The 24,917-nt window shown below is 63.5% G+C and carries 22 protein-coding genes, 1 tRNA gene and 1 riboswitch; of the genes, 11 read left to right on the top strand and 12 right to left on the bottom strand.

Annotation, left to right across the window (positions count from 1 at the left end; genetic code table 11):
* Window positions 1-3: 3 nt before the first annotated feature.
* Entirely contained in the window at window positions 4-2,073 is a 2,070-nt protein-coding gene (locus ACQY7X_RS07755) for a TonB-dependent receptor (protein ID WP_428249299.1), read from the bottom strand.
* Between the two features lie 149 nt (window positions 2,074-2,222).
* Window positions 2,223-2,440: riboswitch (cobalamin riboswitch) on the bottom strand.
* A gap of 84 nt (window positions 2,441-2,524) precedes the next feature.
* On the opposite strand from ACQY7X_RS07755, the gene ACQY7X_RS07750 reads away from it, so the two are divergent.
* The 3 genes from ACQY7X_RS07750 to ACQY7X_RS07740 all read left to right on the top strand — a co-directional run bounded on the left by ACQY7X_RS07750 (window position 2,525) and on the right by ACQY7X_RS07740 (window position 5,640).
* Window positions 2,525-4,252, top strand: a complete 1,728-nt coding sequence (locus tag ACQY7X_RS07750) for an ABC transporter ATP-binding protein/permease (RefSeq protein ID WP_428249297.1) — start codon at window positions 2,525-2,527, stop codon at window positions 4,250-4,252.
* A gap of 14 nt (window positions 4,253-4,266) precedes the next feature.
* Window positions 4,267-5,133, top strand: a complete 867-nt coding sequence (locus ACQY7X_RS07745; RefSeq protein WP_428249296.1) for a helix-turn-helix domain-containing protein — start codon at window positions 4,267-4,269, stop codon at window positions 5,131-5,133.
* 93 nt (window positions 5,134-5,226) lie between these two features.
* Entirely contained in the window at window positions 5,227-5,640 is a 414-nt protein-coding gene (locus ACQY7X_RS07740) for a VOC family protein (RefSeq protein WP_428249295.1), read from the top strand.
* Between the two features lie 3 nt (window positions 5,641-5,643).
* Here the strand turns inward: ACQY7X_RS07740 and htpX are convergent, their stop codons facing one another.
* Window positions 5,644-6,690 carry a zinc metalloprotease HtpX gene (gene htpX / locus ACQY7X_RS07735; RefSeq protein ID WP_428249294.1) on the bottom strand — a complete coding sequence of 349 codons (1,047 nt, stop codon included), beginning with the start codon at window positions 6,688-6,690 and terminating at the stop codon, window positions 5,644-5,646.
* Between the two features lie 88 nt (window positions 6,691-6,778).
* Between htpX and ACQY7X_RS07730 the strand changes: the two genes are divergently transcribed.
* Both ACQY7X_RS07730 and ACQY7X_RS07725 read left to right on the top strand, forming a co-directional pair.
* The gene (locus tag ACQY7X_RS07730) at window positions 6,779-7,000 is read left to right on the top strand and encodes a DUF1674 domain-containing protein (RefSeq protein WP_428249292.1); all 222 of its coding nucleotides are present in this window, start codon (window positions 6,779-6,781) and stop codon (window positions 6,998-7,000) included.
* 137 nt (window positions 7,001-7,137) lie between these two features.
* The gene (locus tag ACQY7X_RS07725) at window positions 7,138-8,352 is read left to right on the top strand and encodes an argininosuccinate synthase (RefSeq protein ID WP_341977877.1); all 1,215 of its coding nucleotides are present in this window, start codon (window positions 7,138-7,140) and stop codon (window positions 8,350-8,352) included.
* Here ACQY7X_RS07725 and ACQY7X_RS07720 read toward each other — a convergent pair.
* The 5 genes from ACQY7X_RS07720 to phhA form a co-directional block, all read right to left on the bottom strand.
* Entirely contained in the window at window positions 8,333-9,820 is a 1,488-nt protein-coding gene (locus ACQY7X_RS07720; RefSeq protein WP_428249290.1) for an ATP-binding protein, read from the bottom strand. The genes ACQY7X_RS07725 and ACQY7X_RS07720 overlap by 20 nt on opposite strands.
* Window positions 9,821-9,885: 65 nt before the next feature.
* Window positions 9,886-10,998 carry a tRNA epoxyqueuosine(34) reductase QueG gene (gene queG, locus ACQY7X_RS07715; protein WP_428249289.1) on the bottom strand — a complete coding sequence of 371 codons (1,113 nt, stop codon included), beginning with the start codon at window positions 10,996-10,998 and terminating at the stop codon, window positions 9,886-9,888.
* A gap of 1 nt (window position 10,999) precedes the next feature.
* Window positions 11,000-11,350 (bottom strand): RidA family protein, encoded by a 351-nt coding sequence (locus tag ACQY7X_RS07710; RefSeq protein ID WP_428249288.1) that lies wholly within the window; start codon window positions 11,348-11,350, stop codon window positions 11,000-11,002.
* Between the two features lie 39 nt (window positions 11,351-11,389).
* Complete coding sequence (locus ACQY7X_RS07705) at window positions 11,390-12,058, bottom strand: glutathione S-transferase family protein (protein WP_428249287.1); 669 nt, start codon at window positions 12,056-12,058, stop codon at window positions 11,390-11,392.
* Between the two features lie 145 nt (window positions 12,059-12,203).
* Window positions 12,204-12,950 carry a phenylalanine 4-monooxygenase gene (gene phhA, locus ACQY7X_RS07700; RefSeq protein ID WP_428249286.1) on the bottom strand — a complete coding sequence of 249 codons (747 nt, stop codon included), beginning with the start codon at window positions 12,948-12,950 and terminating at the stop codon, window positions 12,204-12,206.
* Between the two features lie 127 nt (window positions 12,951-13,077).
* On the opposite strand from phhA, the gene ACQY7X_RS07695 reads away from it, so the two are divergent.
* Window positions 13,078-13,545 (top strand): Lrp/AsnC family transcriptional regulator, encoded by a 468-nt coding sequence (locus tag ACQY7X_RS07695; RefSeq protein WP_428249285.1) that lies wholly within the window; start codon window positions 13,078-13,080, stop codon window positions 13,543-13,545.
* On the opposite strand, the gene ACQY7X_RS07690 is transcribed toward ACQY7X_RS07695, so the two are convergent.
* Window positions 13,534-14,439 carry an N-formylglutamate amidohydrolase gene (locus tag ACQY7X_RS07690; protein WP_428249284.1) on the bottom strand — a complete coding sequence of 302 codons (906 nt, stop codon included), beginning with the start codon at window positions 14,437-14,439 and terminating at the stop codon, window positions 13,534-13,536. The two genes, ACQY7X_RS07695 and ACQY7X_RS07690, sit on opposite strands and share 12 nt — an antisense overlap.
* Before the next feature lie 151 nt (window positions 14,440-14,590).
* Here ACQY7X_RS07690 and ACQY7X_RS07685 point away from each other — a divergent pair.
* The 5 genes from ACQY7X_RS07685 (at window position 14,591) to ACQY7X_RS07665 (ending at window position 19,505) form a co-directional block, all read left to right on the top strand.
* Window positions 14,591-14,665 (top strand) — tRNA-Val (locus ACQY7X_RS07685).
* 187 nt (window positions 14,666-14,852) lie between these two features.
* Window positions 14,853-15,581, top strand: coding sequence for a class I SAM-dependent methyltransferase (locus ACQY7X_RS07680; RefSeq protein ID WP_428249283.1), 729 nt, complete (start codon window positions 14,853-14,855; stop codon window positions 15,579-15,581).
* The gene (locus ACQY7X_RS07675; protein ID WP_428249282.1) at window positions 15,578-16,333 is read left to right on the top strand and encodes a TylF/MycF/NovP-related O-methyltransferase; all 756 of its coding nucleotides are present in this window, start codon (window positions 15,578-15,580) and stop codon (window positions 16,331-16,333) included. Before ACQY7X_RS07680 ends, ACQY7X_RS07675 begins: the two co-directional genes overlap by 4 nt.
* Entirely contained in the window at window positions 16,333-17,487 is a 1,155-nt protein-coding gene (locus ACQY7X_RS07670; RefSeq protein WP_428249281.1) for a hypothetical protein, read from the top strand. The genes ACQY7X_RS07675 and ACQY7X_RS07670 overlap by 1 nt, the downstream gene beginning before the upstream one ends.
* Window positions 17,487-19,505 carry a tetratricopeptide repeat protein gene (locus ACQY7X_RS07665; RefSeq protein WP_428249280.1) on the top strand — a complete coding sequence of 673 codons (2,019 nt, stop codon included), beginning with the start codon at window positions 17,487-17,489 and terminating at the stop codon, window positions 19,503-19,505. The genes ACQY7X_RS07670 and ACQY7X_RS07665 overlap by 1 nt, the downstream gene beginning before the upstream one ends.
* Here the strand turns inward: ACQY7X_RS07665 and ACQY7X_RS07660 are convergent.
* The 4 genes from ACQY7X_RS07660 to ACQY7X_RS07645 all read right to left on the bottom strand — a co-directional run bounded on the left by ACQY7X_RS07660 (window position 19,502) and on the right by ACQY7X_RS07645 (window position 24,915).
* Complete coding sequence (locus ACQY7X_RS07660) at window positions 19,502-20,131, bottom strand: FMN-binding negative transcriptional regulator (protein ID WP_428249279.1); 630 nt, start codon at window positions 20,129-20,131, stop codon at window positions 19,502-19,504. The two genes, ACQY7X_RS07665 and ACQY7X_RS07660, sit on opposite strands and share 4 nt — an antisense overlap.
* Window positions 20,132-20,234: 103 nt before the next feature.
* A complete protein-coding gene (locus ACQY7X_RS07655; RefSeq protein WP_428249278.1) occupies window positions 20,235-20,756 on the bottom strand; it encodes a hypothetical protein in 522 nt (173 codons plus the stop codon).
* Complete coding sequence (locus tag ACQY7X_RS07650) at window positions 20,756-21,040, bottom strand: hypothetical protein (RefSeq protein ID WP_428249277.1); 285 nt, start codon at window positions 21,038-21,040, stop codon at window positions 20,756-20,758. The genes ACQY7X_RS07655 and ACQY7X_RS07650 overlap by 1 nt, the downstream gene beginning before the upstream one ends.
* Window positions 21,041-21,063: 23 nt before the next feature.
* Window positions 21,064-24,915 carry an acyltransferase domain-containing protein gene (locus tag ACQY7X_RS07645; RefSeq protein WP_428249276.1) on the bottom strand — a complete coding sequence of 1,284 codons (3,852 nt, stop codon included), beginning with the start codon at window positions 24,913-24,915 and terminating at the stop codon, window positions 21,064-21,066.
* Between the last annotated feature and the right edge of the window lie 2 nt (window positions 24,916-24,917).

Below are 24,917 nucleotides of genomic sequence, written 5' to 3'. Positions count from 1 at the left end.
GACTTAGAAGTCCAGGCTGACGCGGGCCATCGCGGTGCGGCCCGGCTGCGGATAGTAGTTGTAGGCGCCAAAGGTGGTGGCGCTTGCAACGCTGTAATCATAATAGTTCTTGTCGAACAGGTTCTGCACCGCCAGCGACCAGCGCAGTCGATCCTCCAGGCGGCCACTCAGACGCAGATCAACCAGCACGGTGCCAGGTATCTGCGGCTGGAAGTTCCTGTCATCGTTTTCCATGCGCCGATCACTGAAGAAGCGGGCATCGACATCCAGCAGCAGCAGCTTGGGCAGGATATCCCAGGACACGCCGATATTGCCGCTCCATGTCGATACCAGCGGCACGGTTTTTCCGGCATTGGTGCCCTCGCGGAATTCGGCATTGGTGTAGCTTAGCGCACCGCGCAGCTTCACGTCAGGCAGCAGGGTGTAATCACCGCTGGCCTCGACGCCGCGCCGCTCGGTGGGATCAAGATTGCGGTTGGTGAAGGCAACCGCGTTGAACGCCAGTTCATTCTCCAGCTGCATCACATAGCCGCTGAGGCGGTAACCGGCGTCACCAGCGCGGCCCTGAATACCGAGTTCGGCATCGCGCGAGGTCTGGGTGCGCAGCACGAAGCTGGTCGGGCTGCCCATGCCGATACGTTCATCCAGCGTCGGGAAGCGGAACGAGCGGCCGGTGCGGGCGAATACCGCCAGCGCCGGATCGAAGCGATGCTCGAAGCCGACATGATAGGCATGGTTGGTTTCGCTGTCGTCGAACGGCGAACCCTGCGCGCCGAAGCCGCCGCCTGGTGCCGTGGCATCGTAGCGGTCACGCGCCGATACTTCGGTGCGCTGCAAGCGCAGGCCGGCCGAGATATCGGTTGCCGCCGTCAGCCCCAGGGTGGATTGGCCATACAGCGCATGGCTTTCCTGATCGGCGGCGTAGCGGTTGATCGGCCGGTTGCCGGCGCGCTGCTGGCGGTCGGATTCATAATCGGAACGATAGATATCGACGCCGATGGTCGATTTCAGATCAAGGCCGAACGTCTTGTTGCTCAGGTTCAGGCGCGGCGTGAAGGAATAGGTGGTGAGTTCGGTATCGACATAGGAGGGGAAGCCGCTCTGGTCGAAATAGGCATCCTGCGACTTGCGGCGCACGCCGGCATCGATGATCAGGTCCGCAGCATCGCCAATCAGGTAGGTGCCGCCGATGGTGAGATTCTGGCCCTGCTTGTTGGCGTAGTCATAGGGGTTCATCGCGCCCCGGGGATGCTGGTTGTTGCGGCGCGAGCTGCGCTCGCCCGGCAGGCCGAGCTGCTGGTCGTCGACCGAGAAATTCATGTACAGGTCGCCGAATTCCATATGCTTGCGAATTTCGCCATTGGCATTGCGCTGCAACAGCTTGTTGTTGTCGCGGTAGCCGTCGCTGTTGACGAAATTGCCATAGGCCGCCATCTCAAAACCGCCCACGCTCTGGCGCGCCGAGGCACCCATTTCGCGCCGGCCCAGCGTGCCGATGCCGCCTTCCACCGTGAAGCCCGGCCGCATTGCGCCCGAGGTGATGATGTTGATCACGCCGCCAACGGCGCCATCGCCATAGAGCACGCTGCCGGAATTGCCGCGGATCACTTCAATGCGCTCGATGCTGTCTTTCGGGATCGCCGCGAAATCGATGCCAGCGAGATCGATGTCATTCAGCCGGCGGCCATTCACCAATACCAGGGTGTTGGCCGAAGCCGTGGCGCCGAAGCCGCGCATGTCCACCGTGGTGCCGGCGCCACCGACGCCGCCATAGAGGCTGCGGGTCTGGATGCCGGCCTGGCGGGAGAGCACTTCCTGGATCGTATCGCCCGGGCTGCGCTGGATTTCCTCGTAGCTGATCACCGTGGTGGAGGTGCCGGTGATGCCTTCGCCAAGGCGGCTGGCGGTCACGGATACGGGCGGCAATTCGGTCGGCAGGGTGCCGGACAGGCCGCCCTGCGCCATCAGCACCGGCTGATTCGACGCATTACTCTGGGCGAACGCCAAAGACGGCGCCAGCAGAGCGGTGGACAAGGTGAGGACGAGAGAGAAAGAGGAAGCCTGTTTTGGCATCGCATGCTCCAAGGCAAGGCCCGAGGCAGATGCCCGGGACCCGAGGTGAGACCGATCCGGCCCTGCCCTGCCTGAAACACCAGGCAGGATTAAGCCGGACTGACGATGTCACCGCTGCGAAGCCGCTCCGTATGGTACTCCCGCCCATCGGTTGGGTGACGTTGCCGGCAGGTCTCCTGGCTCACGACATCATCGCCCGTTGCATCCGGCCTTCCCGGTTTCCCAGTGACCATCGTGGATGCGGACTCGTCGCTTACAGTTGCGGGAGCAGCCTCGGATCGGATGCCTGGATTTGGCCCAGACGCCTTACCGTGTTCCCTCTTGCCTCCATGGCGGATGCCATGGAACCGACACAGGCGCGATCATACCCGGGAATGTGATCCCGTCAATTGGCTGACGGAATGCCGGCAAACCGCCATAGTTAAGCCCCCACCCCGTCTTTGAGGCCGCCATGCGCAACATCAAAGCCTTCGCCCATGATTTCTGGACCCTTGCCAAGCCCTACTGGACGCAGTCGGACGACAAGCTGATCGCCTATGGCCTGCTGGCGGCGGTGATCGCGCTGAACCTCGCCTCCGTCGGCCTCAATGTCTGGTTCAATTTCTGGTACAATGGTTTCTACAATTCGATCCAGGAGAAGGACTTCGAGTCCTTCAAGACATTGCTGCTGCAATTCAGCCTGGTAGCGGTCGCCTTCATCATTGTCGCCGTGTACCAGCTCTATCTCGGCCAGATGCTTCAGGTGCGCTGGCGCCAGTGGCTCACCGAGAAATGGCTCGGGCAATGGCTGGACGGGCCGCGCTTCTATCACATGCAGCTGTTCGGGCTGGGGACCGACAACCCCGATCAGCGCCTGGCGGAAGATCTCAAGCTGTTCACCAGCTATTCGCTGAACCTGACGCTGGGCCTGCTCTCCGCCATCGTCACGCTGTTCTCGTTCCTGCATATCCTGTGGGAATTGTCCGGCGAATTCGCCTTCCAGCTTGGCGGCAACGATATCCATATTCCTGGCTACATGGTCTGGGTCGCGCTGCTCTATGCCATCGCCGGCACCTGGGCGACCAACAAGATCGGTCGCCCGCTGGTCGGCCTGAATTTCACCCAGCAGCGCTATGAAGCGGATTTCCGCTTCCATCTGATCCGCCTGCGCGAGAATGCCGAAGGCGTGGCGTTGCAGCGCGGTGCCAAGGTCGAGAAGCAGGACCTGCTCGGCCGCTTCGGCCTGGTGGTGGAGAATTTCCTCGCCATCATGCGCAAGCAGAAGCAGCTCACCTGGTTCACCGCCGGCTATGCCCAGGCAGCCGTGGTGTTTCCCTTCATCGTCGGCGCGCCGAAATATTTCCAGGGCAGCCTGGCGCTGGGCGGCCTGATGCAGACCGTTTCGGCTTTCGGCCAGGTGCAGTCGGCGCTGAGCTACATCATCTCCTCCTATACCGAGATCGCCGAGTGGCGCGCGGTGATCACCCGCCTCACCGGCTTCCGCGATGGCGTCGAGGAAGCCGCCAGAATGGAGGCCGGAAGCGGCATCACGCTTGCGCCCGCCGATGGCCTCGCGGTGGCTGCGCTCAGCGTCAACAAGCCCGATGGCAGTGCGCTGGCGCGGGTGGAGAATCTCTCCGTCGCGCCGGGCGAGAGCCTGCTGCTGCAAGGCAAATCCGGCAGCGGCAAGAGCACGCTGCTGCGCGCCCTGGCCGGTCTGTGGCCATTCGGGCTGGGCGAGATCAAGCGCGCGCCCGATGAGGATTGCCTGTTCCTGCCGCAGAAGCCCTATCTGCCGGTGGCTTCGCTGCGTGCCGCCCTGGCCTATCCGAAGCCCGCCGATACGTTCAGCGACGCGGCATTGCAGACCGCCTTGCAGGCGCTCGATCTCGGCAGTTTGAGCGATCAGCTTGATCGTGAAGCGAACTGGGCGCAGCATCTTTCCGGCGGCGAGCAACAGCGCGTGCAGCTGGCCCGCGCTTTGCTGCACAAGCCGAAATGGCTGTTCCTGGATGAAGCCACCGCAGCACTCGATCCGGCCAGCGAGGCAAAGGCGCTGGAGGCCCTGCGCCAGGCCTTGCCCGGCACGGCCATCGTCAGCATCGGCCATCGTGAGGCGCTGGCGGAATTCCACCGCCGCAGCCTGGCGCTGGAGCGCAGCAACCCGCAGGAACCGGCTAGGCTGGTGACCGCAAGTTAAGGCATGATGCTGCCATGCAGGTGGTGGCACATGAATCGGAACTCGGCGCCTGGTGCATGGCTTTCGCCGCACCGGCGCCGCTGCTTGCCGGCATCGTCGAGCAGTATGTCGGCTACCATGAAAGCGGCACGGCCTTCCTCTCGCGCCGCGAGATGCCCGGCACCAGCCTGGTGCTGATCATCAATCTCGGCGCCGAGCTGCGCATCACCGACACGCTGGGGCAGCAATTCTGCTTCGGCATGGGCCAGGGTTTCGGCGCCGGCTTGAGCGATTCCTACGCCACATCGGAAACCGGCGGCGCCCAGGAAGGCGTGCAGGTATTCTTCACGCCGCTGGGCGCAAGGCGGTTGTTCGGCCTGCCGCTGGGCGACCTGTTCAACCGCGTGGTGCGGCTGGAGGACCTGTTCGGTGCCTTCGCCGCTGAACTGGCCGAACGCCTACTGGCAACAGATGACTGGGCGGCGCGTTTCGCCCTGCTGGACGCGGCCTTGCTTGCCCGCCTGAAGCCACGACGGCGCGAGGCAGCCCTGGCGGCAACAGCCTGGGCACATCTGGCACAGAGCCATGGCGGTATCACGGTGAGCGACCTCGCGGCCTCGCTCGATTGCAGCCGCAAGCATCTGACACACGTCTTCCATGAACAGGTCGGCCTGACGCCAAAGACCAGTGCGCGATTATTCCGCTTCCGCCATGCGCTCTCGTTGATCGACGCGGCACCCGCCAATATTAACCGGGGCAGTATCGACTGGTGCCATATCGCCTTCGATGCCGGCTATTACGATCAGGCGCATCTGATCCGCGATTTCCGCGCCTTCAGTGGCAGCGCGCCAGGCGATTTCCTGGCCCGCCGGCTGCCGGACAATGGTGGCTATACTGGTTAGCGGCGGCTATTGCGGCGGGCGGTAACATTTATCCAAGACGCGGCTGCCGCCTGCCGCTAGCGTGGCGCCATCGAAATCACGGAGGCCCCGCTCATGACCACACCACCCTCGATCTTCCCCTATCTGCGCTACCGCGATGCCAGGGCCGCCATCGCCTGGCTGCAACAGGCTTTCGGCTTCCGCGTGGCGCTGGAAGTACCCGGCGCCAACGGCGGCATCGGCCATGCCGAATTGCAGCTCGGCAATGGCATGGTGATGCTGGGCGACCAGCCCAACGAGATGCTGGGCATGCAGCCGGCGGCGGCCGGTGGCGGCGGCAACAGCCAGGGCATCTATATCGTGGTGGCGAATGTGGATGCGGTCTATGCCAGCGCCGTGGCCGCCGGGGCACGCATCGTCATCGCGCTGCATGACACGGATTACGGCTCGCGCGATTTTTCCTGCCGCGACCCGGAAGGCCAGCTCTGGAGCATCGGCAGCTACCAGCCGCCGATGCTGGAGGGCTAAAGTCTACCGGCCCCAGGGATTGCGGCGACGCCCGCCGCTGGAGGGTACGGAGCCGCCCGAAGCGGTGGGACGGCTGTTAGCGTCGCCATCCTTCGGCACGCCGCCCCAGCCCGCGGCACGCACCGGGGATGTAACGGGAGCCACCGACGCGGCCTGACTGGAGGCGGGCGCGCTGCGTGCCATCGGCGCCTGACGGGAAAAGCCGCCATTCAGGCTCAGTTCACGCAAGGCGGCGACGCGGTTCTCGGTACTCGGATGGGTCGAGAACAGGTTGTCCATGCGCTGGCCGCTTAAGGGATTGACGATGAACAGATGCGCCGTCGCCGGGTTGCCCTCGGCCTGGTGATTCTCGATCCGCTCGGCGCCATGGGTGATGCGCACCAGCGCCGAGGCCAGGCCTTCCGGGTTGCCGGAAATCTGCGCGCCCATGCGGTCGGCGGCATATTCGCGGCTGCGGCTGATCGCCATCTGCACCAGAGAGGCAGCCAACGGCGCCAGGATCATCACCAGCAGGCTGCCGATGATGCCCATGCCGCGATTCTCGCCATCGCGGTTGCCGCCGAAGAACATGGCGAAATTCGCCAGCATGCCGACGGCACCAGCCAGGGTGGCGGTGATGGTCATGATCAGCGTGTCGCGGTTCTTTACATGCGCCAGCTCATGCGCCATCACGCCGGCGATTTCCTCGCGGCTCAGCATGTTGAGCAGGCCGGTTGTGGCCGCCACGGCGGCATTTTCCGGGTTGCGGCCGGTGGCAAAGGCGTTCGGCTGCTCGCTGTCGATGATATAGACGCGCGGCATCGGCAGCTCGGCGCGCTGCGCCAGCTCGGCCACCAGATGATAGAAATTCGGCGCTTCATGCGGCCCCACTTCGCGGGCGCCGTACATCGAGAGCACCATCTTGTCGCTGTTCCAATAGGCGAACAGGTTCATGGCACAGGCGATGCCGAAGGCGATCAGCATGCCGACCTCGCCGCCGACCAGGAAACCGACACCGACGAACAGGCCGGTCATCGCCGCCAGCAGGATCGCCGTCTTAAGATAATTCATCTTCTCCTCCGCAACCGCCGGCCGCTTGGCAGCCCGGCTTGCAGCGATATATGTAGGGAGCGCCGCCGCCGCCGCAAGGGACAAGCCGATGACCGCCGATACACCCAAGGACCAGCCCAAGCCCGCCGCCGGCAAGACGCCAAGCACGGGGGGCAATATTGCCGCCCTGCCGCCCTCGGCACGGCCGAAAATGCCGGAAAAGCCCGCCATCGTGCAGGCCCAAGCGCCCGGCGAGGTGGATGGCCCCAAGGGCCTGGAACCGACCCGCTACGGCGACTGGGAACGCAAGGGCATAGCCAGCGACTTCTGAAGCGGCAGCCAGCCTCGTCAGGCGGCTGCTTTAGCCCGATCCTACCCCGCCGCCCGGCCAGAGCCGCGCCCTTGCAAGGCTGGGCGCGATGCCTATACTCGCGCCGATTTTCGGCCTTTTCCTGGGAGTTTGGCGCGATGGCGGCGAAGAGCGGCGTGAAGAAGGTGGTGCTGGCCTATTCCGGCGGCCTGGATACCTCGGTGATCCTGAAATGGCTGCAGGAAACCTATGGCTGCGAGGTGGTGACCTTCACCGCAGATCTGGGCCAGGGCGAGGAGCTGGAGCCGGCGCGCAAGAAGGCCGAGATGTTCGGCGTGAAGCAGATCTTCATCGAGGATGTGCGCGAGACCTTCGTGAAGGATTACGTCTTTCCGATGTTCCGCGCCAACGCGCTCTATGAGGGCCTCTACCTGCTCGGCACGTCCATCGCCCGCCCGCTGATCGCCAAGCGCCAGATCGAGATCGCCCGCGAAGTCGGCGCCGACGCGGTCTGCCATGGCGCCACCGGCAAGGGCAACGACCAGGTGCGCTTCGAGCTGAGCTACTACGCCTTGCAGCCGGGCATCAAGGTGATCGCGCCGTGGCGCGAATGGCAGCTCAACTCGCGCACCGCGCTGATCGACTTCGCCGAGAAGCACCAGATTCCGATCGCCAAGGACAAGCGCGGTGAAGCCCCCTTCTCGGTCGATGCCAACCTGCTGCATATCTCGGCCGAAGGCAAAGTGCTGGAAGACCCGTGGGTGGAAGCGCCCGACTTCGTCTATTCGCGCTCGGTCGATCCCGAAAAGGCGCCGGACACGCCGGAATATGTCGAGATCGAATTCCTCAAGGGCGACCCCATCGCCGTCAATGGCGAAAAGCTGTCGCCGGCCGCGCTGCTGACCAAGCTGAACCAGCTTGGCGGCAAGCATGGCATCGGGCGGCTTGATCTGCTGGAAAACCGCTTTGTCGGCATGAAGAGCCGCGGCATCTACGAAACGCCCGGCGGCACCATTCTCTATCAGGCGCATCGCGGCATCGAGCAGGCGACCCTGGATCGCGGCGCGGCGCATCTGAAAGACGAGATCATGCCGCGCTATGCCGAGCTGATCTATAATGGCTTCTGGTTCGCACCCGAGCGCGAGATGCTGCAGGCGCTGATCGACAAGAGCCAGGAGAATGTGGAAGGCACCGTGCGGCTCAAGCTCTACAAGGGCTCGGTCAACGTCGTCGGCCGCAAGTCGCCGAAGTCGCTGTACAGCCTGGCCCACGTCACCTTCGAGGAAGACTCGGTCTACGACCAGAAGGACGCCGCCGGCTTCATCAAGCTCAACGCATTGCGCCTCCGCCTGCTCAATCGGCAGAAGGGGTAGTTTTTTCCATCAAGGCTTCGATCCAGCGGCGGGGTGACTCGCCGCTGTTGATCATTTTCTCAATCTCAGATCCCTCCACAAGGGCAAGTATTGCTGTGGGAACAAACCCTATCATCAGACCATCATGATTTACATTTTTGAGAATTGTTTTTGTTGTCACGACTACGCTTTTTAGAGAATGCTTTTTTGCAAACTGAATTAGCGTAGATAACTCACCTCTAATGTCGTGATGTGCTCTATCTGACCACTTAACCTCAATAATTGTCTCCGGCTTAGTCGTGCCGGGGTGCAATGAAACGAAATCAATTTCCCCAGTCTTCCAGCGGCCATAAAATTTCGACTTAATAAAATCTCGCTGTACCCACTGACTCATTAGGGCGGTTTCAGCCATCGCACCAATCACTTTCTCATTTGAAGTAACAGGCCCGAATAAGGCAGCCCTCAAACAAGGATTGGTTAAGTATACTTTGAAATGCGTCTCTCGTTTAAATCGACGAGCAGCTTGATCCAACCGAGATAATCGGTGAATTAAGAAAGCAGACTCAAGGTATTCAATATATTTCTTAATTGTATTTTTGGATATCCCAGAGTCTCGTGATAAATCTTCGAAACTCATTTCTTGGCCAGTATTATAGGCTAAAACTGCAAATAAGCGCTTTAAGTCATGCGTATCGTTTACGCCATACAAGCTAGGAATGTCGTTAAGCAAAACCTTGTCCAGAATGTCACTAGCAACAAACTGTTCGAACTCACCTTGTACGATTTTATTGGCGATAGCCTCCGGAAAGCCTCCAAAGTTTATATAATCTACAAATGCTTCATTACATTTCTCGATTGTTGTGCGTCGGGCCGGCCCATCGTTTACAGATATTTCGATAGCTTTCTCGTCACTCGCATTCACCCCAATGCGTCTATCCGCAAATTCATGAAATGTCAGGGGCGGTAAAAGGTAGTGCGTGAACCGCCCTGCCCCTGACTCGATGCTCTTCATCCGCAGGGCCGCCGCCGCCGAACCGGAGACGACGAAGCGGGCATAGGGGTAGGTATCCACCAATCCCTTGAGGTGGCGCTCCCAATCCTTGAGATACTGAATCTCGTCGAAGATGACGTAGACCCTGGCATCGGGATCGAGGCCGAACTGTTCGCGATGGATTTCCAGCAATCGCTCCAGCGACAGGCCGAGATAGGTCGGGATGTCGATGGGCACATAGAGGATGGTCTTGCGATCCACCCCCTGATCCAGCAGCCGTTGGATGGCATGGTGCAGCATCACGGTCTTGCCCACCCGGCGCGGCCCCATCAGCACCACAGCGCGCCGCACATCGGCCTGCAGCAGCTTCAGGAAGCCGGCCAGATAGACCCGTGGCGGGCCATAATCGCGATTGAATTTCTGGATTTCACCCGTCTCCCACCACGGATTGTCGCGTTTCAGGCGGGATAATATCTGTTCTATTTCAATACGTTGCATAGAACCACCAAAGATAGATCAAGGTCTTAATCTATCCTTATTTCAAGAAAGATCAAGGTCGTGATCTATCTTAACTCCGCCAGCACCGCCGCGTCCTGTTCCAGGGCGCGGCGTTTTGCTGCGTGCTGCTCGAATTGCGCCGCCGGCATCAGCTGTTTCAGCGCCCAGGCGGCAAGCGCGCGCACCGGCATGGCCGGATCTTCGCTGAGGCGCAGCAGATCGGGAATCGCGGCGGCGTCGCCGCTGTTGCCAAGCGCGATGCAGACATTACGGATAAAGCGGTCGCGCCCGATGCGCTTCACAGCGGTACGGGCGAACATGTCGCGGAAGCCGGCATCGTCGAGTTTCGCCAGATCGAGCAGTGATGGCGCCTTGAGTTCGGCCTGGGCCTGGATTTCGGCATCGCGGGCGGCCTGGGCGAACTTGTTCCACGGGCAGGCGGCGAGGCAATCGTCGCAGCCATAGATGCGGTTGCCCATCGGCTTGCGGAAGTCTTCCCCGATCACGCCATCGAATTCGATGGTGAGATACGAAATGCAGCGCCGCGCATCGAGTTCGTAGGGTGCCGGAAAGGCTTTGGTCGGGCAGATATCGAGGCAGGCCTGGCAGGAGCCGCAATGATCCGGCTCGGGCGCATCGGCTTCAAGATCGGCGGCGGTGAGGATGGCGCCAAGGAACAGCCAGGAGCCGAATTGCCGGGACACCAGGTTGGTATGCTTGCCCTGCCAGCCAAGGCCGGAAGCCTGGGCCAGCGGCTTTTCCATCAGCGGCGCGGTATCGACGAAGACTTTCAGCGGCTGGCCGCTTTCGCGCTGCAGCCACTGGCCGAGCGCCTTCAATTTCTTCTTCACCACCAGATGATAATCGCGGCCCTGGGCATAGACCGAGATGGCGGCGCGATCAGGCTGCTGTAGAATCCGCAGCGGATCATGTGTGGGGCCATAATTCAGCCCGAGCGCGATGATGCTTCTGGCTTCCGGCCACAAGTTCGCCGGATGGCGGCGGCGCGGCGCGCGCTCGCCTTCGGCCAGCCACAGCATCTCGCCATGGCGGCCCAGTTCGACGAAGCGGTCGAGCCGGGCGCCATGCTCCGCGCCGATATCGGCCACGGCGGCAATGCCGACCGCATCGAAGCCTTCGGCCTCAGCACGGGCGCGGATGCGGCCGGCAAGAGTCACATCAGGAAATAGCGGCGATGACGGCGATCTCGACCTTGAAGGCCGGCGCCGCCAGCTTGGCTTCCACGGTGGCACGGGCCGGGGTGTGGCCCTGCGGCACCCAGGCATCCCAGGCGGCATTCATGGCGGCGAAATCGGCGATGTCCGGCAGATAAATCGTCGCCGAGAGAATCTTGGTCTTGTCGGTGCCGGCGGCGGCCAGCAGCTTGTCGATCTGGCCCAGGATCACCTTGGTCTGCGCCGTGGTGTCGCCGCTGGTATCGGAAGCCACCTGGCCGGCGAGATAGACGGTGTTGCCATGCACCACGGCCTGGGACATGCGCGGGCCGACTTCGATGCGACGGATGCTCATGGCTGTTGTTCCTTTTTTCTTGTGTGGAGCGAGACTAAATCAGAAATCCAGATCGGCGTAATGCTTCGGCGGCGGCAGGCCGGGGATATGATCCGCCAGCAGGGGCCGGAAGCTGGGCCGCGACTTCACCCGCGCATACCAGTCCTTGGCCGCCGGGTGATCATCCCACGGCACATCGCCGAGATAATCCAGGCAGCTCAGATGCGCCGCCGCCGTGATATCGGCGAGGCTGAAATCATCGCCGGCAAGCCATTTGCGCCGCTCGGCGAGGTAGCCGATATAACCGAGATGGTGCTTCAGGTTGGCATGCGCGATGCGGATATTGCTGCTATCGGGCTGGCCGCCGCCCATATAGCGCTGCAGCACCTTCTCGAAGATCAGCGCATCAGAGACTTCGCGGCTGAACTTGAGATCGAACCAGCTCACCAGCCGTCGCGTCTCGGCGCGGCCCGGCGGATCGAAGCCGATCAGCATCTTGTTCGGATAGACCTCGTCGAGGTATTCGCAGATGGCGAGGCTTTCGACCAGCGGGTGGCCGTCATGCTCGATCAGCACCGGCACCAGGCCGGCCGGGTTGAGCGCCAGGAATTCCTCACGCCGCTCCCACACCTTCTCCACGATCAGTTCGCAGTCGAGTCCCTTTTCCTTCAACAGGATACGGACCTTGCGGCAGAACGGGGAGAGCCAGAAATGATACAGCTTGCGCATGGCGCCGCAGGGTAGCAAAAGCCGCGCGGCGGCAAAAGATTCGGGGCGGCCAAAAACCGCGTCACGCCCGCGAAGGCGGGCGTCCCATTACCGTATAATCAGACCGTAAATGGGATACCCGCCTGCGCGGGTATGACAAGGGGGGTCAAGGCTCGAATTCCTCCAGGCCCTGCAGCTCGGCATAGAGCGGTGCAAAGTCTGGTTCGGTCGCCCGCATCAGTTGCTCGAATGAGGATATGACGAAATACGTCGTCTGGTAGCGGTCGATATGGTAGCGCGTGCGCAGGATGCGTTTGAGATCGAAGGGGCGGCGCGTCGGCACGGCTGATTCCAGGCTGTAGAGCACCTCGCCATGGGAAGACAGAATACCGGCGCCATGGATGCGCGGGCCATCGCCGCTGTCGATCAGGCCGAACTCAACCGTGTACCAGTATAGCCGGGCGATCATGTCGAGCGCGCCGAGCCGCTCAGCCTTCAGGCCGCCTTCGCCATAGGCCTGCATGTAATCGGCGAAAACCGGGTGGCTGAGCAGCGGCACATGGCCGAACAGGTCATGGAACAGGTCCGGCTCCTGCAGGTAATCCAGCTTATCGCGCGGCCTGAGCCACCAGGTAACCGGGAAGCGCCTGGCCGCCAGGTGGCGGAAGAACGTGCCGTCATCCAGGAAGCCATCCACCGGCGCCAGCCGCCAGCCGGTGGCGCGTTCAAGCTGGTCGGAAACCCGCTCCAGCTCCGGCACCGCATCGGGCGACAGGCCCAGACGGCTCAGGCCGGCGAGGAATTCCGGACAGGCGCGGTCGCGGACCAGGCGGCTCTGGCGCTCGAACAGCAGCCGCCAGACGGCACGGCTTTCGCTATCCTGTTGTGTGTGACGTTCCAGCAGATCGAGCATGGCGGCCTCCTGATGGCTGCCGCCATCATATGCCGGGCAGGCCGGTATTTCCGTGCGATCTGGGCGATAATATCGTCAATTATACATGATCCTTGCAAATCAATGCCATTTACCGCACGCTATTGGCATGACCGACCTGGATGCCGCCGATCTCCGCCTGCTGGCCGCCCTGCAACGCCAGGGCCGCGCCAGCAATATCGTGCTGGGCGATGCCATCGGCGCCAGCCCCAGCCAGGTCAGCCGCCGGCTGGCCCGGCTGGAGGAAGCAGGCGTGATCGAAGGCTATGCCGCCCTGCTCAAGCCCGAGGCCGTGGGGCTGACGGTGATGGCGGTGTCACTGGTCTCGCTGGAGCGACATGCCGAGGCGGTGGTGCATGATTTCGAGGCTTTCGTGGCGGCGGCGCCGGAAATCCTCGATTGCTATGCCATCACCGGGGAAGCCGATTTCGTGCTGCGCGTGGTGGTGGCTGACCTGGCTGCACTGGCCGACCTGATCAGCCGGCGGCTGCTGCGGCTGGCCGGCATCCGCAGCGTCCGCTCCAGCATCGTGCTGCAGCGGATCAAGCAGACGCCGGTATTACCGTTAGGCGTTTAGGAAAGCCGGCGTCGCCGAGCCGGCGAGTAGTTCGATCAGCCCGGTCATCGCCGCACGCACGCGCTCGAAGCCGGCATTGCGCTCGATCTTCACTTCATCCATGTAGAGATCACGGTTGATCTCGATCTGCAGCGTGTGGAAACCCGCCTCGCGCCGCGTGTAATGCTGCGTGATGAAGCCGCCGGCATAGGGCTTGTTGCGCGCCACGCCGAAGCCGCGCTCGCGCAGGTAAGCCTCGACGCGATCGACCAGCCGGCCCGGGCAGGAAACGCCATGGAAATCGCCCAGCACCATATCGGCGCGGCGCTGGCCGTGATCGGGCATGTTGGCGCCGCCGACGCTCGGCATCGAATGGCAATCCAGCAGCAGGGCGGCGCCAGCGGTCTGGTGCGCTGTATCGAGCAGCTGGCGCAGCGCGCCATGATAGGGCCGCCACAGGGTCTCGACGCGGCGCTCGGCCTCCGCGAAGGGCAGCTTGTCGCGATAGATCTCCTGGCCGCCGGCCACCACCTTGGCAATGGTGCCAAGCCCGGCGGCGATCTTGCTGGAGCGGGTGGTGACATGGCCCGGCAGCGGATCGGAGAACATCGCCGGGTCGAGTTCGTAAGGCTCGCGGTTCGGGTCGCAATAGGCGCGTGGGAACAGCGCCTCCAGCAGCGGCGCGCCAAGGCCCGGGGCAGCGGCCACCAATTCATGCACGAAGGCATCCTCGGATTTGCGCAAGGTGACCGGATCGAGCCGGCTCATATCCCGGAAATCCGCCGGATATTCCGCCCCGCTATGGGGCGAGGAGACCACCAGGCCACTGCGGCTGCCCTGCGGCTGGGTCAGCCGGATCGGCGGATCGACAGGGGCCGTGTAGGAGCGGCTGGGAAGCGGCGCGGCAGCGGACATCAGGGACTTTCAGGCTCGGAAAACAGGGCGGCTGGCTTAAAGTTATGGCCGGATTATGCTGAGGCGCGAGACGCTTGCCAACCGCCGCCGCAGCCGATAAAAGCAGCCACCCGTCCGGGCCTCGCGGCTTTCGACGGCGGCAGCGTGGCACGGGCGGTTAGCTCAGCGGTAGAGCACTACCTTGACATGGTAGGGGTCACAAGTTCGATCCTTGTACCGCCCACCACGCAACCCCCTCTCATCCCTTGGCAATTTCCCGATGACGCGGCGCCGTTCCGGCCCCGGCGTTAACCAATTGCTTGCCATTTCCCTGCATCCTGCAAGGGGGCTCGAACAATCTCCGCGCGCAGGCTTTGCGGCGCGGGCGGGCCGCCTGAATGATGCGGGGCGCGGCGATGGAATTCCGGAACTACATGAGCGGCAACTTCTTCGCCATCAAGGATGGCGACGCTTTCGGCCTGCACATGAAGAAGGCGCTGAAGGAAGTGAAGTTCGGCGGCATCTTCGCCAGCGACAACATGATCACCTTCTCCAAGAATCTGAGCTTCCTGGGCGATGCCAAGTTCATGGCGGCGGTGCAGCGCCATGTGAACACCGATATCGAGCGGGCCATCCTGTGGCGGCAATACATCGTTGCCTGGGCAGCGCGCCAGAGCATGCGGCTGGAGGGCGATTTCGTCGAATGTGCCTGCTACAAGGGCACCACGGCGCGCATCGTCTGCGACTACCTGGATTTCGCCAAGCTGGACCGCCACTATTACCTCTACGACCTGTTCGAGCATGACCCGAGCATGCCGCATCATTCGATGACCGAGCATAGCAAGGAACTCTACGGCAAGACCAAGGAGCGCTTCGCCGAGTTCAGGAATGTGACCGTGACGCAGGGCGCGGTGCCGGAAGTGCTGCACCAGATTTCGCCCGAGAAGATCGCCTTCCTGCATATCGACCTGAACAATGCCGATGCCGAGATCGGCGCGCTGGAATTGCTGTTCGACCGCCTGGTGCCGGGCGGCATCATGATCCTGGATGATTATGGCTGGATCTTCTATCACCCGCAGAAAACCGCCGAGGACCCCTGGCTGGAAAAACGCGGCTATTCGGTACTCGAACTGCCCACGGGCCAGGGCCTGGTGATCAAATGATCGAAGCCGATTACCGCAATTTCCTGGCCACGATCTTTTTCGCCATCAAGGACAAGGATGTGTTCTCGCGCGCGCTGCGCGATCTGCTGGGCGAGGTGAAGCTCGGCGGCATCTTCACCGGCGACAACATGATCACGCTCTCCAAGACCATGGGCTTCCTCGATGACGAGAAGCTGATGGCTGCGGTGAAGCGCCATGTCGACAACAACACCGAGCGCAGCATCCTGTGGCGCCAGGTGGTGGTGGCCTGGGCGGCGCATGAGGGCCTGCGGCGCGAGGGCGATTTCGTCGAATGTGCCTGCTACAAGGGCACCACGGCCCGCATCGTCTGCGATTACCTGGATTTCGCCAAGCTGGACCGCCACTATTACCTCTACGACCTGTTCGACCATGATCCGAGCATGCCGCATCATTCGATGACCGAGCATAGCAAGGAACTGTTCGGCAAAACGAAAGAGCGCTTCGCCGAGTTTCCCAATGTGACGGTGACGCAGGGCGCGGTGCCTGGAATCCTGCATCAGGTGGCGCCGGAGAAGATCGCCTTCCTGCATATCGATCTGAACAACGTGGATGCCGAGATCGGCGCGCTGGAAATGCTGTTCGACCGCATGAGCCCCGGCGCCATCCTGATCCTCGATGATTTCGGCTGGATCTTCTATCAGGCGCAGCACAAGGCCGAAGTCGCCTGGATGGAGAAACGCGGCTACCGGATTCTGGAATTGCCGACAGGCCAGGGCATGGTGATCAAGTAATGGCTATTGCCGACCGTCAGCTCCGCGCCCTGTTGCGCAGCGGCTCCGCCCGTGTCTTCGATCTGCAAGGCATCACCCGCAGCCTGCAGAAGCGCCCCGGCCTGCCGCCGCCGAAGCCGTTCTTCAAGAACCGCAACGCCAACCGGCTGCTGATCCTGAAATACACGCCTTCGGCCGCCGAACGGCAGGCCCTGCGCAGCGAGCGCGCGGTGCAGACCAAGCTGTATCTGCCGTTCAACGACCAGAATATCGAGGAAGGCGGCAAGACCGTGCTGCTGACCGACCTCAAGCTGGAACAGGCGCTGGAGGAGCAGCTGGCGCTGTCGCCGCAGCATGACGCCGCTGCCTTCCGCCATGACCGCACGCTGCTCGATATTCTCGACAGCCTGCCCTCGCTCGATCCCTTCCTGATGCGCGACAAGTTCGAGATCGAGCAGCAGGATGTCGACAGCGCCTATTTCATGTTCCCGGAAGGCGAGCTGGAAAAGATCAAGAATTTCGTGCGTGACAAGATGGCCAAGGTGGCGGCTTTTGCGGCGGAAGCACCGGCCAAGCCGGGTATTCCGCTGCCGCCCGGCGCCAAGAAGGAGGCCGCCGGCAAGGAAAACGCCGTCGAGCGGCTGACCCAGAAACTCTGGGAGGCCAATGATGCCTCGGCCCTGGCGCCGGTAATCCGCGCCTTCCGCATCAATCCGGCGACGGCGCCGGAGATCGTCTATTCCTGGAAGGGCACGATCTACTACGACCATGAATACAGCCGCCAGCGCAGCGTATGGCAGGGCATGCTGGAATGGCTGACCCATGAAGCGCGGCCGCGCGAAGGGGCCGTCGGCCAGGCGGCGAAGGATCTGGCCGAGCTGCGCGGTGTCACCCGCGAGGCGGTGCTGAAGCATTGGCTGCGCGCCACCGACAAGCTGAACCGCTACCGCCAATGTTTCGACGACCTGTTCCTGCACAAGAAGGACGCGGCGCCTTTCGTCGACTTCCTGCACGGCTCGAAGGAAACCTTCTGGGATCTCGGTGACAGCCTGTCGCGCTTGAGCCACAGCCATGCGGTATGGGAGCGCGATTCCGGCCGCTTTCCGCTGCGGCGACTGCCGGCGGCACAGCTCGCCGACCTGCTCGACACCCTCTACCAAGTGAATACCGGCTGATGAGCGAGAACCCCGTCGATCCCGATTTGCAGGCCAAGAGCGCCGCCTTCATGGCCGCCCTGGGGCTGCACCAGGCCGGCAAGCTGGCCGAAGCCGAAGCCGCCTATCGCGACATTCTGCAACGCTGGCCGGGCCATATCGAAAGCTTCCACCATGTAGCCATCATCGCACTGCAACGCGGCGATCTGGCCCAGGCCGAGCAGTTGCTGCGCCGCCTGACCCAGGCCGTGCCGCAGATGGCGGTGGGCTGGAGCAATCTCGGCGTCGCCCTGCTGCGCCAGGGCCGGGCGCAGGAAGCCGTGGCGGCGCAGCGCAAGGCGCTGGAGATCGATCCGAATTTCGCCGGCGCGATGAAGAATCTGGGCAATGCTCTGCGCGAGCTGGGTGACAATGCCGCCGCCGAAGCGGAATTCCGCCGTGCCATTGCCATCGCGCCCGATGCTGATGGCTATAACAATCTGGCGCTGGCCTTGCAGCCGCGCGACAGCGACGCGGCGATTGCCGCCTTCCGCCAGGCGGTGGAGATCGATCCGCGCCACATGAAGGCGCTGGCCAGCCTGGCCAACATGCTGCGCCTGCAAGGCCGCATCGATGAGGCGCGCGAATACTGGGAGCGCGCCATTGCCATCCGCCCGGATATCGGTCTGCAACTGATGAACGGCCTGACGGTCAACCCGATCATCCGCTCGCGTGAAAGCATCGAGGCATCGCGCCAGCGCATCACGCAGCAGGTGGCTGCCCTGCGCGAAAAGAAGCTGCGCCATCCGGCGCTGGAAGAAGAAGTTTTCTCCACCAACTTCTTTCTTGCCTATCACGGCCGCAACAACCGCGACATTCACAGCGACATCGCCAAGCTCTATGGCGAAATCTGCCCGGAACTGAACTGGGTGGCGCCGCATTGCAAAAAGCCGCGCCGCGCCGGCGGCCGCATCCGCGTCGGCTTCCTCTCGCAATTCCTGCGCCGCCATTCCATCGGCCGCACCACGCGCGGCCTGATCGCTGAGTTGGACCCGCTGCGTTTTGAAAGCTATGCCATCTTCGCGCCGCCACTGGTGGATGACGAAATCTCGCGCTTCATCCGCGAGGCTGCCGACCATACCCTGATCCTGCCGAAGAAATTGGCCCAGGCCCGCGAACAGATCGCCGCGCTGGAACTGGATGTGCTGTTCTTCCAGGATATCGGCATGGAGCCGTATACCTATTTCCTGGCTTTCTCTCGCCTGGCGCCGGTGCAATGTGTGTCCTTCGGCCATCCAGATACCACCGGCATCCCGACCATGGATTATTTCATCTCGAATGATCTGTTCGAGGTGCCGGAGGCGGCGGCGCATTACAGCGAGAAGCTGTTCCTGCTGCATGATCTCGGCACCCTGGCCTATTACTACAAGCCGGAAATGCCGGACCCGGTGAAGCCGCGCAGCGCCCTGCCGGTGCCGCAGGAAGGCCGCTTCTATCTCTGCCCGCAGCATCTGTTCAAGGTGCATCCGGATTTCGACGACATGGTCGCCGGTATCCTGGAAAAGGACAAGCAGGCGCGTATCGGCTTCATCACGCAAGGCTCCAGCCATTGGAGCGAGCTGATCCTGGAGCGCATGCGCCAGCGCATCGGTCACAAGAACATGCGCCGCCTGCACCTGATCCCGCCGCAGGAAGGGCCGGATTTCCTGAGCCTGCTGCGCTCGGCCGACGTGGTGCTGGATACGGTGCATTTCAACGGCATGAATACCTCGCTGGAGGCCCTGTCGCAGAATGCCGTGGTGGTGACGTTGCCGAGCGACCAGCAGCGTGGCCGGCATACCCAGGCGATGTATCGCAAGATGGGTGTCACCGACACCATCGCCCGCGATGCCGAGGATTACATCAACATCGCCGTGCGCGTTGCCAATGATGCCGCCTGGCGTGCCGACTTGCAGCAGCGCATCGCGGCCAGCAACCATGTGCTGTTCGAGGATGAGCGCGTGGTGCGCGAATTCGAGCGTTTCTACAGCACTGCCGTGGCGGCATTGCCCAAAGGCTAGAGCTTCAGCACCTTGCGCATCTCGGTGGCCAGCGCGCGGTCGCCATGGCGTTCGGATGCCTCAAGCTCGGCCAGCACCTTGGCGCGGTCCGCAGCCGGGCGGTTCTGGCTGAACTTGAACTTGCCCTGCAACTCGGCGATCTCGATCTCGATGCCGACAATGCCGCGCGCCAGGCCATCGATGAAGCGTTCCGGCTGGCCGGCCACCGACCATTGCGCCGGGTCCTCATAGATCCGGCTCAAGCGGTCGACCAGGATTTTCAGCTCCGCCGCATCATGGATCAGGCGTGCCGGGCCCTTGGCATGCACGGCAGCATAATTCCAGGTCGGCACCGCCGGTTGGGCCTCGTACCAGCGCGGCGAGACATAGCCATGCTCGCCCTGGAACACCGCCAGCGCCGGGCGGCTCTCCAGCAATTTCCAGATCGGGTTGGCCCGCGCCACATGCGCCAGCAGGGTACCGTTTTCGCCGCTCGTGCGGTCAAGCATGAAGGGCAGGTGGCTGGCCTGGATATCGTCGCCATCGGCGACGAACAGGATGCCGAAATCATATGTCTCGATCAGGGCCAGCATCGCCTCGCGGTCGGGCGCGGCGAAATGGGCGGGGGTGTAGAGTGAACCGGGCATGGCTGGAATTTCCGCAAGGGGGCGTAGCTGCCGCGACTAAAGCCCGCGCTCTGTCTTGCGGCAAGCGGATTATTGCATCCCGACAATACGGTCTAGCGACGGTCTAGCGGTTGGCCACTTCCAGGCTGCGTGCCTTGCCGGCACGGTCGATGGCGAAATTCACCACCGGGTCGCCGATCTCGGCAATATTGATGGAGAAATTAAAGCCATAAATGGCCGTGGTCTGTGGCAGTTGCAGGGCCTGCACCACATCGGGCCGCGACTCGGTCGGACGGCCGCGCGCGACAATGCGGCCCTTGGCGAAGATGATCACTTCCGACACTGGCGCCTTGGCATCCATATCGGCGGCCCACCCGCTCACTTCCAGCTTGTCACCCTTACGCTCGGCTCTCTCGAAGAAACCCCGGATCGCAGTAGATTCCGCCACCTGCTTGCCGTCCTTGTCGAGCAGGCAATAGCCGCAGAAGCCATAGGCGGTATTCGGCGCCGGCTGCTGCGCCAGTTCGGCCAGCGGCGGCGGGCGGCTGTCGCGGGAACCGAAACCCAGCTTCGGCATCTTGCCGCCGCAGGCGGTAAGCAGCAGCGGCAGCAGGAGGAAAACAGCAACGCGGTCGAGACGGATCATTACATGGCTTTCACGGCCGGTGCGGCGGCATCGAGGTTGGCTTCGATGAAGGCCGCCAGTTCGCCGAGCGTCAATTCCGGGCGAGGCTTTCCGCCGGGCAGCAGCAGACTCTCATACATGATCTTGCGGCCGAGCGACTGGGTCATCAATGCCAACAGGTTGAGCAGATCGATGGAGGTAAGGTCCAGCTCGGCACGCATCCGGGTATCGGCGCTCATCCAGTCCAGGTCCAGGTCCTGCCGCACCTGGATGAGATTGCGCTTGATGATGTCCAGAACTGCCATGGCTGTCTCCACTGCTGATCATGCTATGCCGCGATGGCGGCGGCAAGCTTCTGCGCCAGGCGTTCCGCACTGGCGGCATCGATGCGGCACAGGGCCGCGTAACAATCGGCATGCTCAAGCAGCCGCACGGTGATGGTTTCACCAGCCACATTAAGCTGCAACAGATCCGGTGCCGGCTGCTCCGGCAGTATCTCGAAACGCGTCGGCGCACCCATCAGGCCGGTGCCAATGGCCTTGGCCGCCGCTTCCTTGGCACACCACAGCAACACCTGGCCGTGGCGTGCCAGCGCATCGGCCTCGATAGCCGTGAAAGCCAGGCCGGGATCGAGCAGCCGCGTGGCACCGGCGGCGCGCGGCTCGATATCGATGCCGACGCGCCAGCCCGGCTCGGCGGCAACAGCGGCGGCAAAGCCGGTGCAGTGGCTGATCGAGCAAGGCGACATTGTATCGCCTTGCAGCAACCGCGTGCCGCCGGTCGCATCGCCGACCACCTCAAGATCGGCCACATCATATTCGGCGCCGAGCAAGGCGACGCCAGCCTCCTTTGCCGCCAGGCGGCCCAGCAGCCAGTCGCGCTGGCGGGCACCTATCCCCGGCAGGGCGCGGAAACTTTCCACCTCCCCAGACCGCAACGACACGGCGGCCAGCACGCGCAGCCAGATCTTGTGGCTGGCATCGAGGAAGCCCGGCTCGAAATCGCGGAGGATACAGGCCGCCATGCCTGGTTCGGCATGCAGCAAATCGGCCAGCGGTTCCGGCTTCTGGCCGGGGAAGAACAGCCGCTCCCAGCGCCGCGACCAGTCGAAGAAATGCCCGCGCAGGCCCTCGATCCGCACCGCGACGCGGCCCATCGCATCAAGATAATCCAGCGCCCCGATCATGCCGCCCGGCACATGGCGATGCCGCGCAACGCAGCCCATGGCCGCGCCGCCCGCTGCCGGAGCGGCGTGGAAGCTCAGGGCATCGATGCCATAGGGGAACAGGCCGAAGACGCGGCCCGTGGTGGCCTTCTCATGCAGCGCCAGGATCTGGCCCGCGGAATCCAGCAGCGGCCCCGGCACGCAGAGGCGCGGTTGCGGTTGCTGGCTGAACAGATTTTCCTGCGGCGGCACGCTGAGCGACAATGCAATGCCGTCGGGCGCGATGCTGAGCATGCGCTCCAGCGAGGAGAAGGCCGGGCCATGGAACAGCTTTTTGCGGAACTCGGCGGCGCTCAGCATGGTTTCGGGCGGCGGTGCAGCAGCCGGCAAAGCCAGCGGCACCGGGGCCGGCAGATAGCCGGGGCCGAGATCGACGATGCAATCGAAGGCCAGCAGGGCAGCACCGGGCTCACCCTCGCTTAAAGCTACGGCGAAGCGCCGCTCCTGCCGCGCCTTGGCCGGCAGCGGGGTGACGCGGAGCTGGATGTCGATGGCGCCGCTATCGGCAGCGAGCCAGCGATGGCCGCGCACCTGTTCGATCCGCCGCACCACCAGGGCCGCACCGCCGCTTTCCGCCGCCACGCGGCTGGCGGCAGCGGCGGCGATTTCCAGCGACATGAACAGCGGCAGCACGGCAAGGCCGGTTTCTTCTGAACTGTGCCGGCTGCGGCGCCAGCCGAAAACATGATCGTAGAGAAAGCTCTGCTGCTCCGGCGTCAGGCGCAGTCGCGCTTCCCAGGCGTCATTCCGGCGCTCGATGCCGAGCAGGCCGTATTGCGCCAACGCATCGATATTAACGAGGGCATCGACAGTGGGTGGCGCGGATGTCTCCTGCGTTGGCGCCCGCTGCGCCGCCATACCGGCCTCCTGCTGCAGCTTCGCTGCGATGGAGGCAAACAGCCGCGTCTCGCGCTGCAGGAATTCCTGCATCAGCCGCATATGCTGCTGCACCAGCTGCGCCTGCACGGGATTTGCCTGTACAGGATTTGTCTGCGCTGGCTGCATGGCTGACGTTTGTGGCATAGCCTGCTCAACCGGCGGCGGCGCGGAAACTGCCGCAGGATAGAGCGCGGCGATGCTGTCGATCGCACCCAGCACGAAAAGCTGCGCCACGCTGCGCAACGGCGTGCTGATATCCGGGCGGCTATCCTGGTCCAGCGCCAGGGCGACATGGTCGCGGTCGCGCAGGGTATCGCGCACGAAGCCGGCCAGGCGGCCGCCGGGACCGGCATCGATGAAGACGCGCAAGCCATCTTCATGCATACGCGCGATGGCATCACCGAAACGCACCGGCGCCGACCATTGCCCGCTGGCGACGCGCACGATCTCCGGCACGGTTTCCGGGAATGGCCGCGCCGTGAGGCCGCTATAGAGCGGCACGCGGCCGGGGCCGAGATCGAGCAGGCCGTAATCGCCCAGGAACTGCTCGGCGATCGGCGCGAAAAGCGGCGTGTGATAGGGCTGCGAGATCGGCAGCGGCAGGCACATCACGCCGGCATCGCGCAGCCGCTGCAAGGCCGCCTCCAGCGCCGCACCCCGGCCCCAGATCACCTTCTGCTGCGGGCAGTTATCCATGGTGACATGCACATCCGGCCCGAGCAGCGCGGCAAAGTCTTGCTCCGTCATGCCCTGCGGCAGGGCGAGGGCAAAGCATTGCCCGGCGATGCGCTCGCCGGAGCGGTCGGAACTGGAGAACAGCACGCTCATATACGCCAAAGTGCTGAACACGCCCTTGCGCGTGCTGGTACGCAGCACGCCGGATGCCACCAGGGCGGCATTCTCACCATTGCTGTGGCCCAGCATCGCCGCCGGCTTGAGGCCGAGGCCATGGAGGAAATCCGTGCAGGCCAGGGCCGCGATCAAGGCCGCGAGGCCGCCACCGGAAAGCGCATGCAGTGCCTTCTGTTCCGGCGAGCCGTCATCATGCGGCTGGAACAGCAGCCGGCTTGGCAGGAAAGGCAGATGCGGCGGATAGGCCCCATCAAGCAGATCGAACCAGCCACGCAGGCCGGGCAGGCAGCGGATGGCATCGCGCAGCATGCCGGCATATTGCATGCCCTGGCCGGGATAGAGCAAAGCCACCTTGGTCTTCTCGTCCGCATGGGCGAAGTAGATGCCGGCGGGGTGACTGATGCGCGGCTTGTCGCTGGTTTTCAGCAGCTTTTCGGCCTGGGCCAGCCGCGTATCGAATTCGGCGCGTGAGGCGGCGACGATGGCGAGCCGCGCCTTGCCTGGCGCTTGAGCCGCCGAGCGGGTGGCGATTTCCTCAAGCGTACCGCCGGCCGCGGCCTTCAGCGCGCCAAGCTGCTTCAGCAGGCCATCGCGGTCCGGCGCCGACAGCACCACCAGTTCCGAACGCCAGGAGCGCCTGAGCGGCGCACGCTCGATGGCGCCATTGGCTTCTTCCAGATGCAGTGCCTGCGCGATGCCGTCCATGCGCCAGCACAGCGCGGCGCGGCGCGGCTGCTCGCCGCCCTGAATCCAGGGCAGGGGCTGTTCTTGTGCTGAATGGCGCGGCAGCGGATAGCGCGCATCACTGCGACGCACCGGCAATTCGCGGTCATGCAGCGCCAGCAGCAGATCACGGAAAGCCTCAAGCGGCGCGGCATCCTCGGCACGGTCCTCGACGCACCAGCAGATGCTGCGCGGCGCCGGTGCTGCCAGTTGCGGCCAGTCATCCCCCAGCCGCAGCAGCAGGCCGCACTCTTCGAGCGCCGGCATTGCGCCATCCAGGCGCAGCAGGGCGATACTCTCGGGCGTCGGCTCCGGTTCCAGCCGCAGCTGCAAAGCCGGTTCACCGGCCAGGATCAGCAAGGCCGGCGCGGTGCTGATCGCCTGGCGCAGCGCATCCTGGAAATCCGCCGCAGCGGTGGCATGCAACAGCGGCAGCCCCGGCGCCGCGCTGGCGGTGCCTGCCTGGATGGCGGCAACCCAGGCGGCCTGCTTCATGCCCATTT

Source organism: Ferrovibrio sp. (genome assembly GCF_965278975.1).
GTDB lineage: Bacteria > Pseudomonadota > Alphaproteobacteria > Ferrovibrionales > Ferrovibrionaceae > Ferrovibrio.
Note: the sequence above shows the minus strand (reverse complement) of the source record. Positions and strands in the feature narration are given on the sequence as shown.

What these genes read in the sequence shown, in the direction of transcription:
- ACQY7X_RS07755 (WP_428249299.1), bottom strand. Translation starts at nt 2,073, where the DNA reads ATGCCAAAACAGGCTTCCTCTTTCTCTCTCGTCCTCACCTTGTCCACC.
- ACQY7X_RS07750 (WP_428249297.1), top strand. Translation starts at nt 2,525, where the DNA reads ATGCGCAACATCAAAGCCTTCGCCCATGATTTCTGGACCCTTGCCAAG.
- ACQY7X_RS07745 (WP_428249296.1), top strand. Translation starts at nt 4,267, where the DNA reads ATGCAGGTGGTGGCACATGAATCGGAACTCGGCGCCTGGTGCATGGCT.
- ACQY7X_RS07740 (WP_428249295.1), top strand. Translation starts at nt 5,227, where the DNA reads ATGACCACACCACCCTCGATCTTCCCCTATCTGCGCTACCGCGATGCC.
- htpX (WP_428249294.1), bottom strand. Translation starts at nt 6,690, where the DNA reads ATGAATTATCTTAAGACGGCGATCCTGCTGGCGGCGATGACCGGCCTG.
- ACQY7X_RS07730 (WP_428249292.1), top strand. Translation starts at nt 6,779, where the DNA reads ATGACCGCCGATACACCCAAGGACCAGCCCAAGCCCGCCGCCGGCAAG.
- ACQY7X_RS07725 (WP_341977877.1), top strand. Translation starts at nt 7,138, where the DNA reads ATGGCGGCGAAGAGCGGCGTGAAGAAGGTGGTGCTGGCCTATTCCGGC.
- ACQY7X_RS07720 (WP_428249290.1), bottom strand. Translation starts at nt 9,820, where the DNA reads ATGCAACGTATTGAAATAGAACAGATATTATCCCGCCTGAAACGCGAC.
- ACQY7X_RS07710 (WP_428249288.1), bottom strand. Translation starts at nt 11,350, where the DNA reads ATGAGCATCCGTCGCATCGAAGTCGGCCCGCGCATGTCCCAGGCCGTG.
- ACQY7X_RS07705 (WP_428249287.1), bottom strand. Translation starts at nt 12,058, where the DNA reads ATGCGCAAGCTGTATCATTTCTGGCTCTCCCCGTTCTGCCGCAAGGTC.
- phhA (WP_428249286.1), bottom strand. Translation starts at nt 12,950, where the DNA reads ATGCTCGATCTGCTGGAACGTCACACACAACAGGATAGCGAAAGCCGT.
- ACQY7X_RS07695 (WP_428249285.1), top strand. Translation starts at nt 13,078, where the DNA reads ATGACCGACCTGGATGCCGCCGATCTCCGCCTGCTGGCCGCCCTGCAA.
- ACQY7X_RS07690 (WP_428249284.1), bottom strand. Translation starts at nt 14,439, where the DNA reads ATGTCCGCTGCCGCGCCGCTTCCCAGCCGCTCCTACACGGCCCCTGTC.
- ACQY7X_RS07680 (WP_428249283.1), top strand. Translation starts at nt 14,853, where the DNA reads ATGAGCGGCAACTTCTTCGCCATCAAGGATGGCGACGCTTTCGGCCTG.
- ACQY7X_RS07675 (WP_428249282.1), top strand. Translation starts at nt 15,578, where the DNA reads ATGATCGAAGCCGATTACCGCAATTTCCTGGCCACGATCTTTTTCGCC.
- ACQY7X_RS07670 (WP_428249281.1), top strand. Translation starts at nt 16,333, where the DNA reads ATGGCTATTGCCGACCGTCAGCTCCGCGCCCTGTTGCGCAGCGGCTCC.
- ACQY7X_RS07665 (WP_428249280.1), top strand. Translation starts at nt 17,487, where the DNA reads ATGAGCGAGAACCCCGTCGATCCCGATTTGCAGGCCAAGAGCGCCGCC.
- ACQY7X_RS07660 (WP_428249279.1), bottom strand. Translation starts at nt 20,131, where the DNA reads ATGCCCGGTTCACTCTACACCCCCGCCCATTTCGCCGCGCCCGACCGC.
- ACQY7X_RS07655 (WP_428249278.1), bottom strand. Translation starts at nt 20,756, where the DNA reads ATGATCCGTCTCGACCGCGTTGCTGTTTTCCTCCTGCTGCCGCTGCTG.
- ACQY7X_RS07650 (WP_428249277.1), bottom strand. Translation starts at nt 21,040, where the DNA reads ATGGCAGTTCTGGACATCATCAAGCGCAATCTCATCCAGGTGCGGCAG.
- ACQY7X_RS07645 (WP_428249276.1), bottom strand. Translation starts at nt 24,915, where the DNA reads ATGGGCATGAAGCAGGCCGCCTGGGTTGCCGCCATCCAGGCAGGCACC.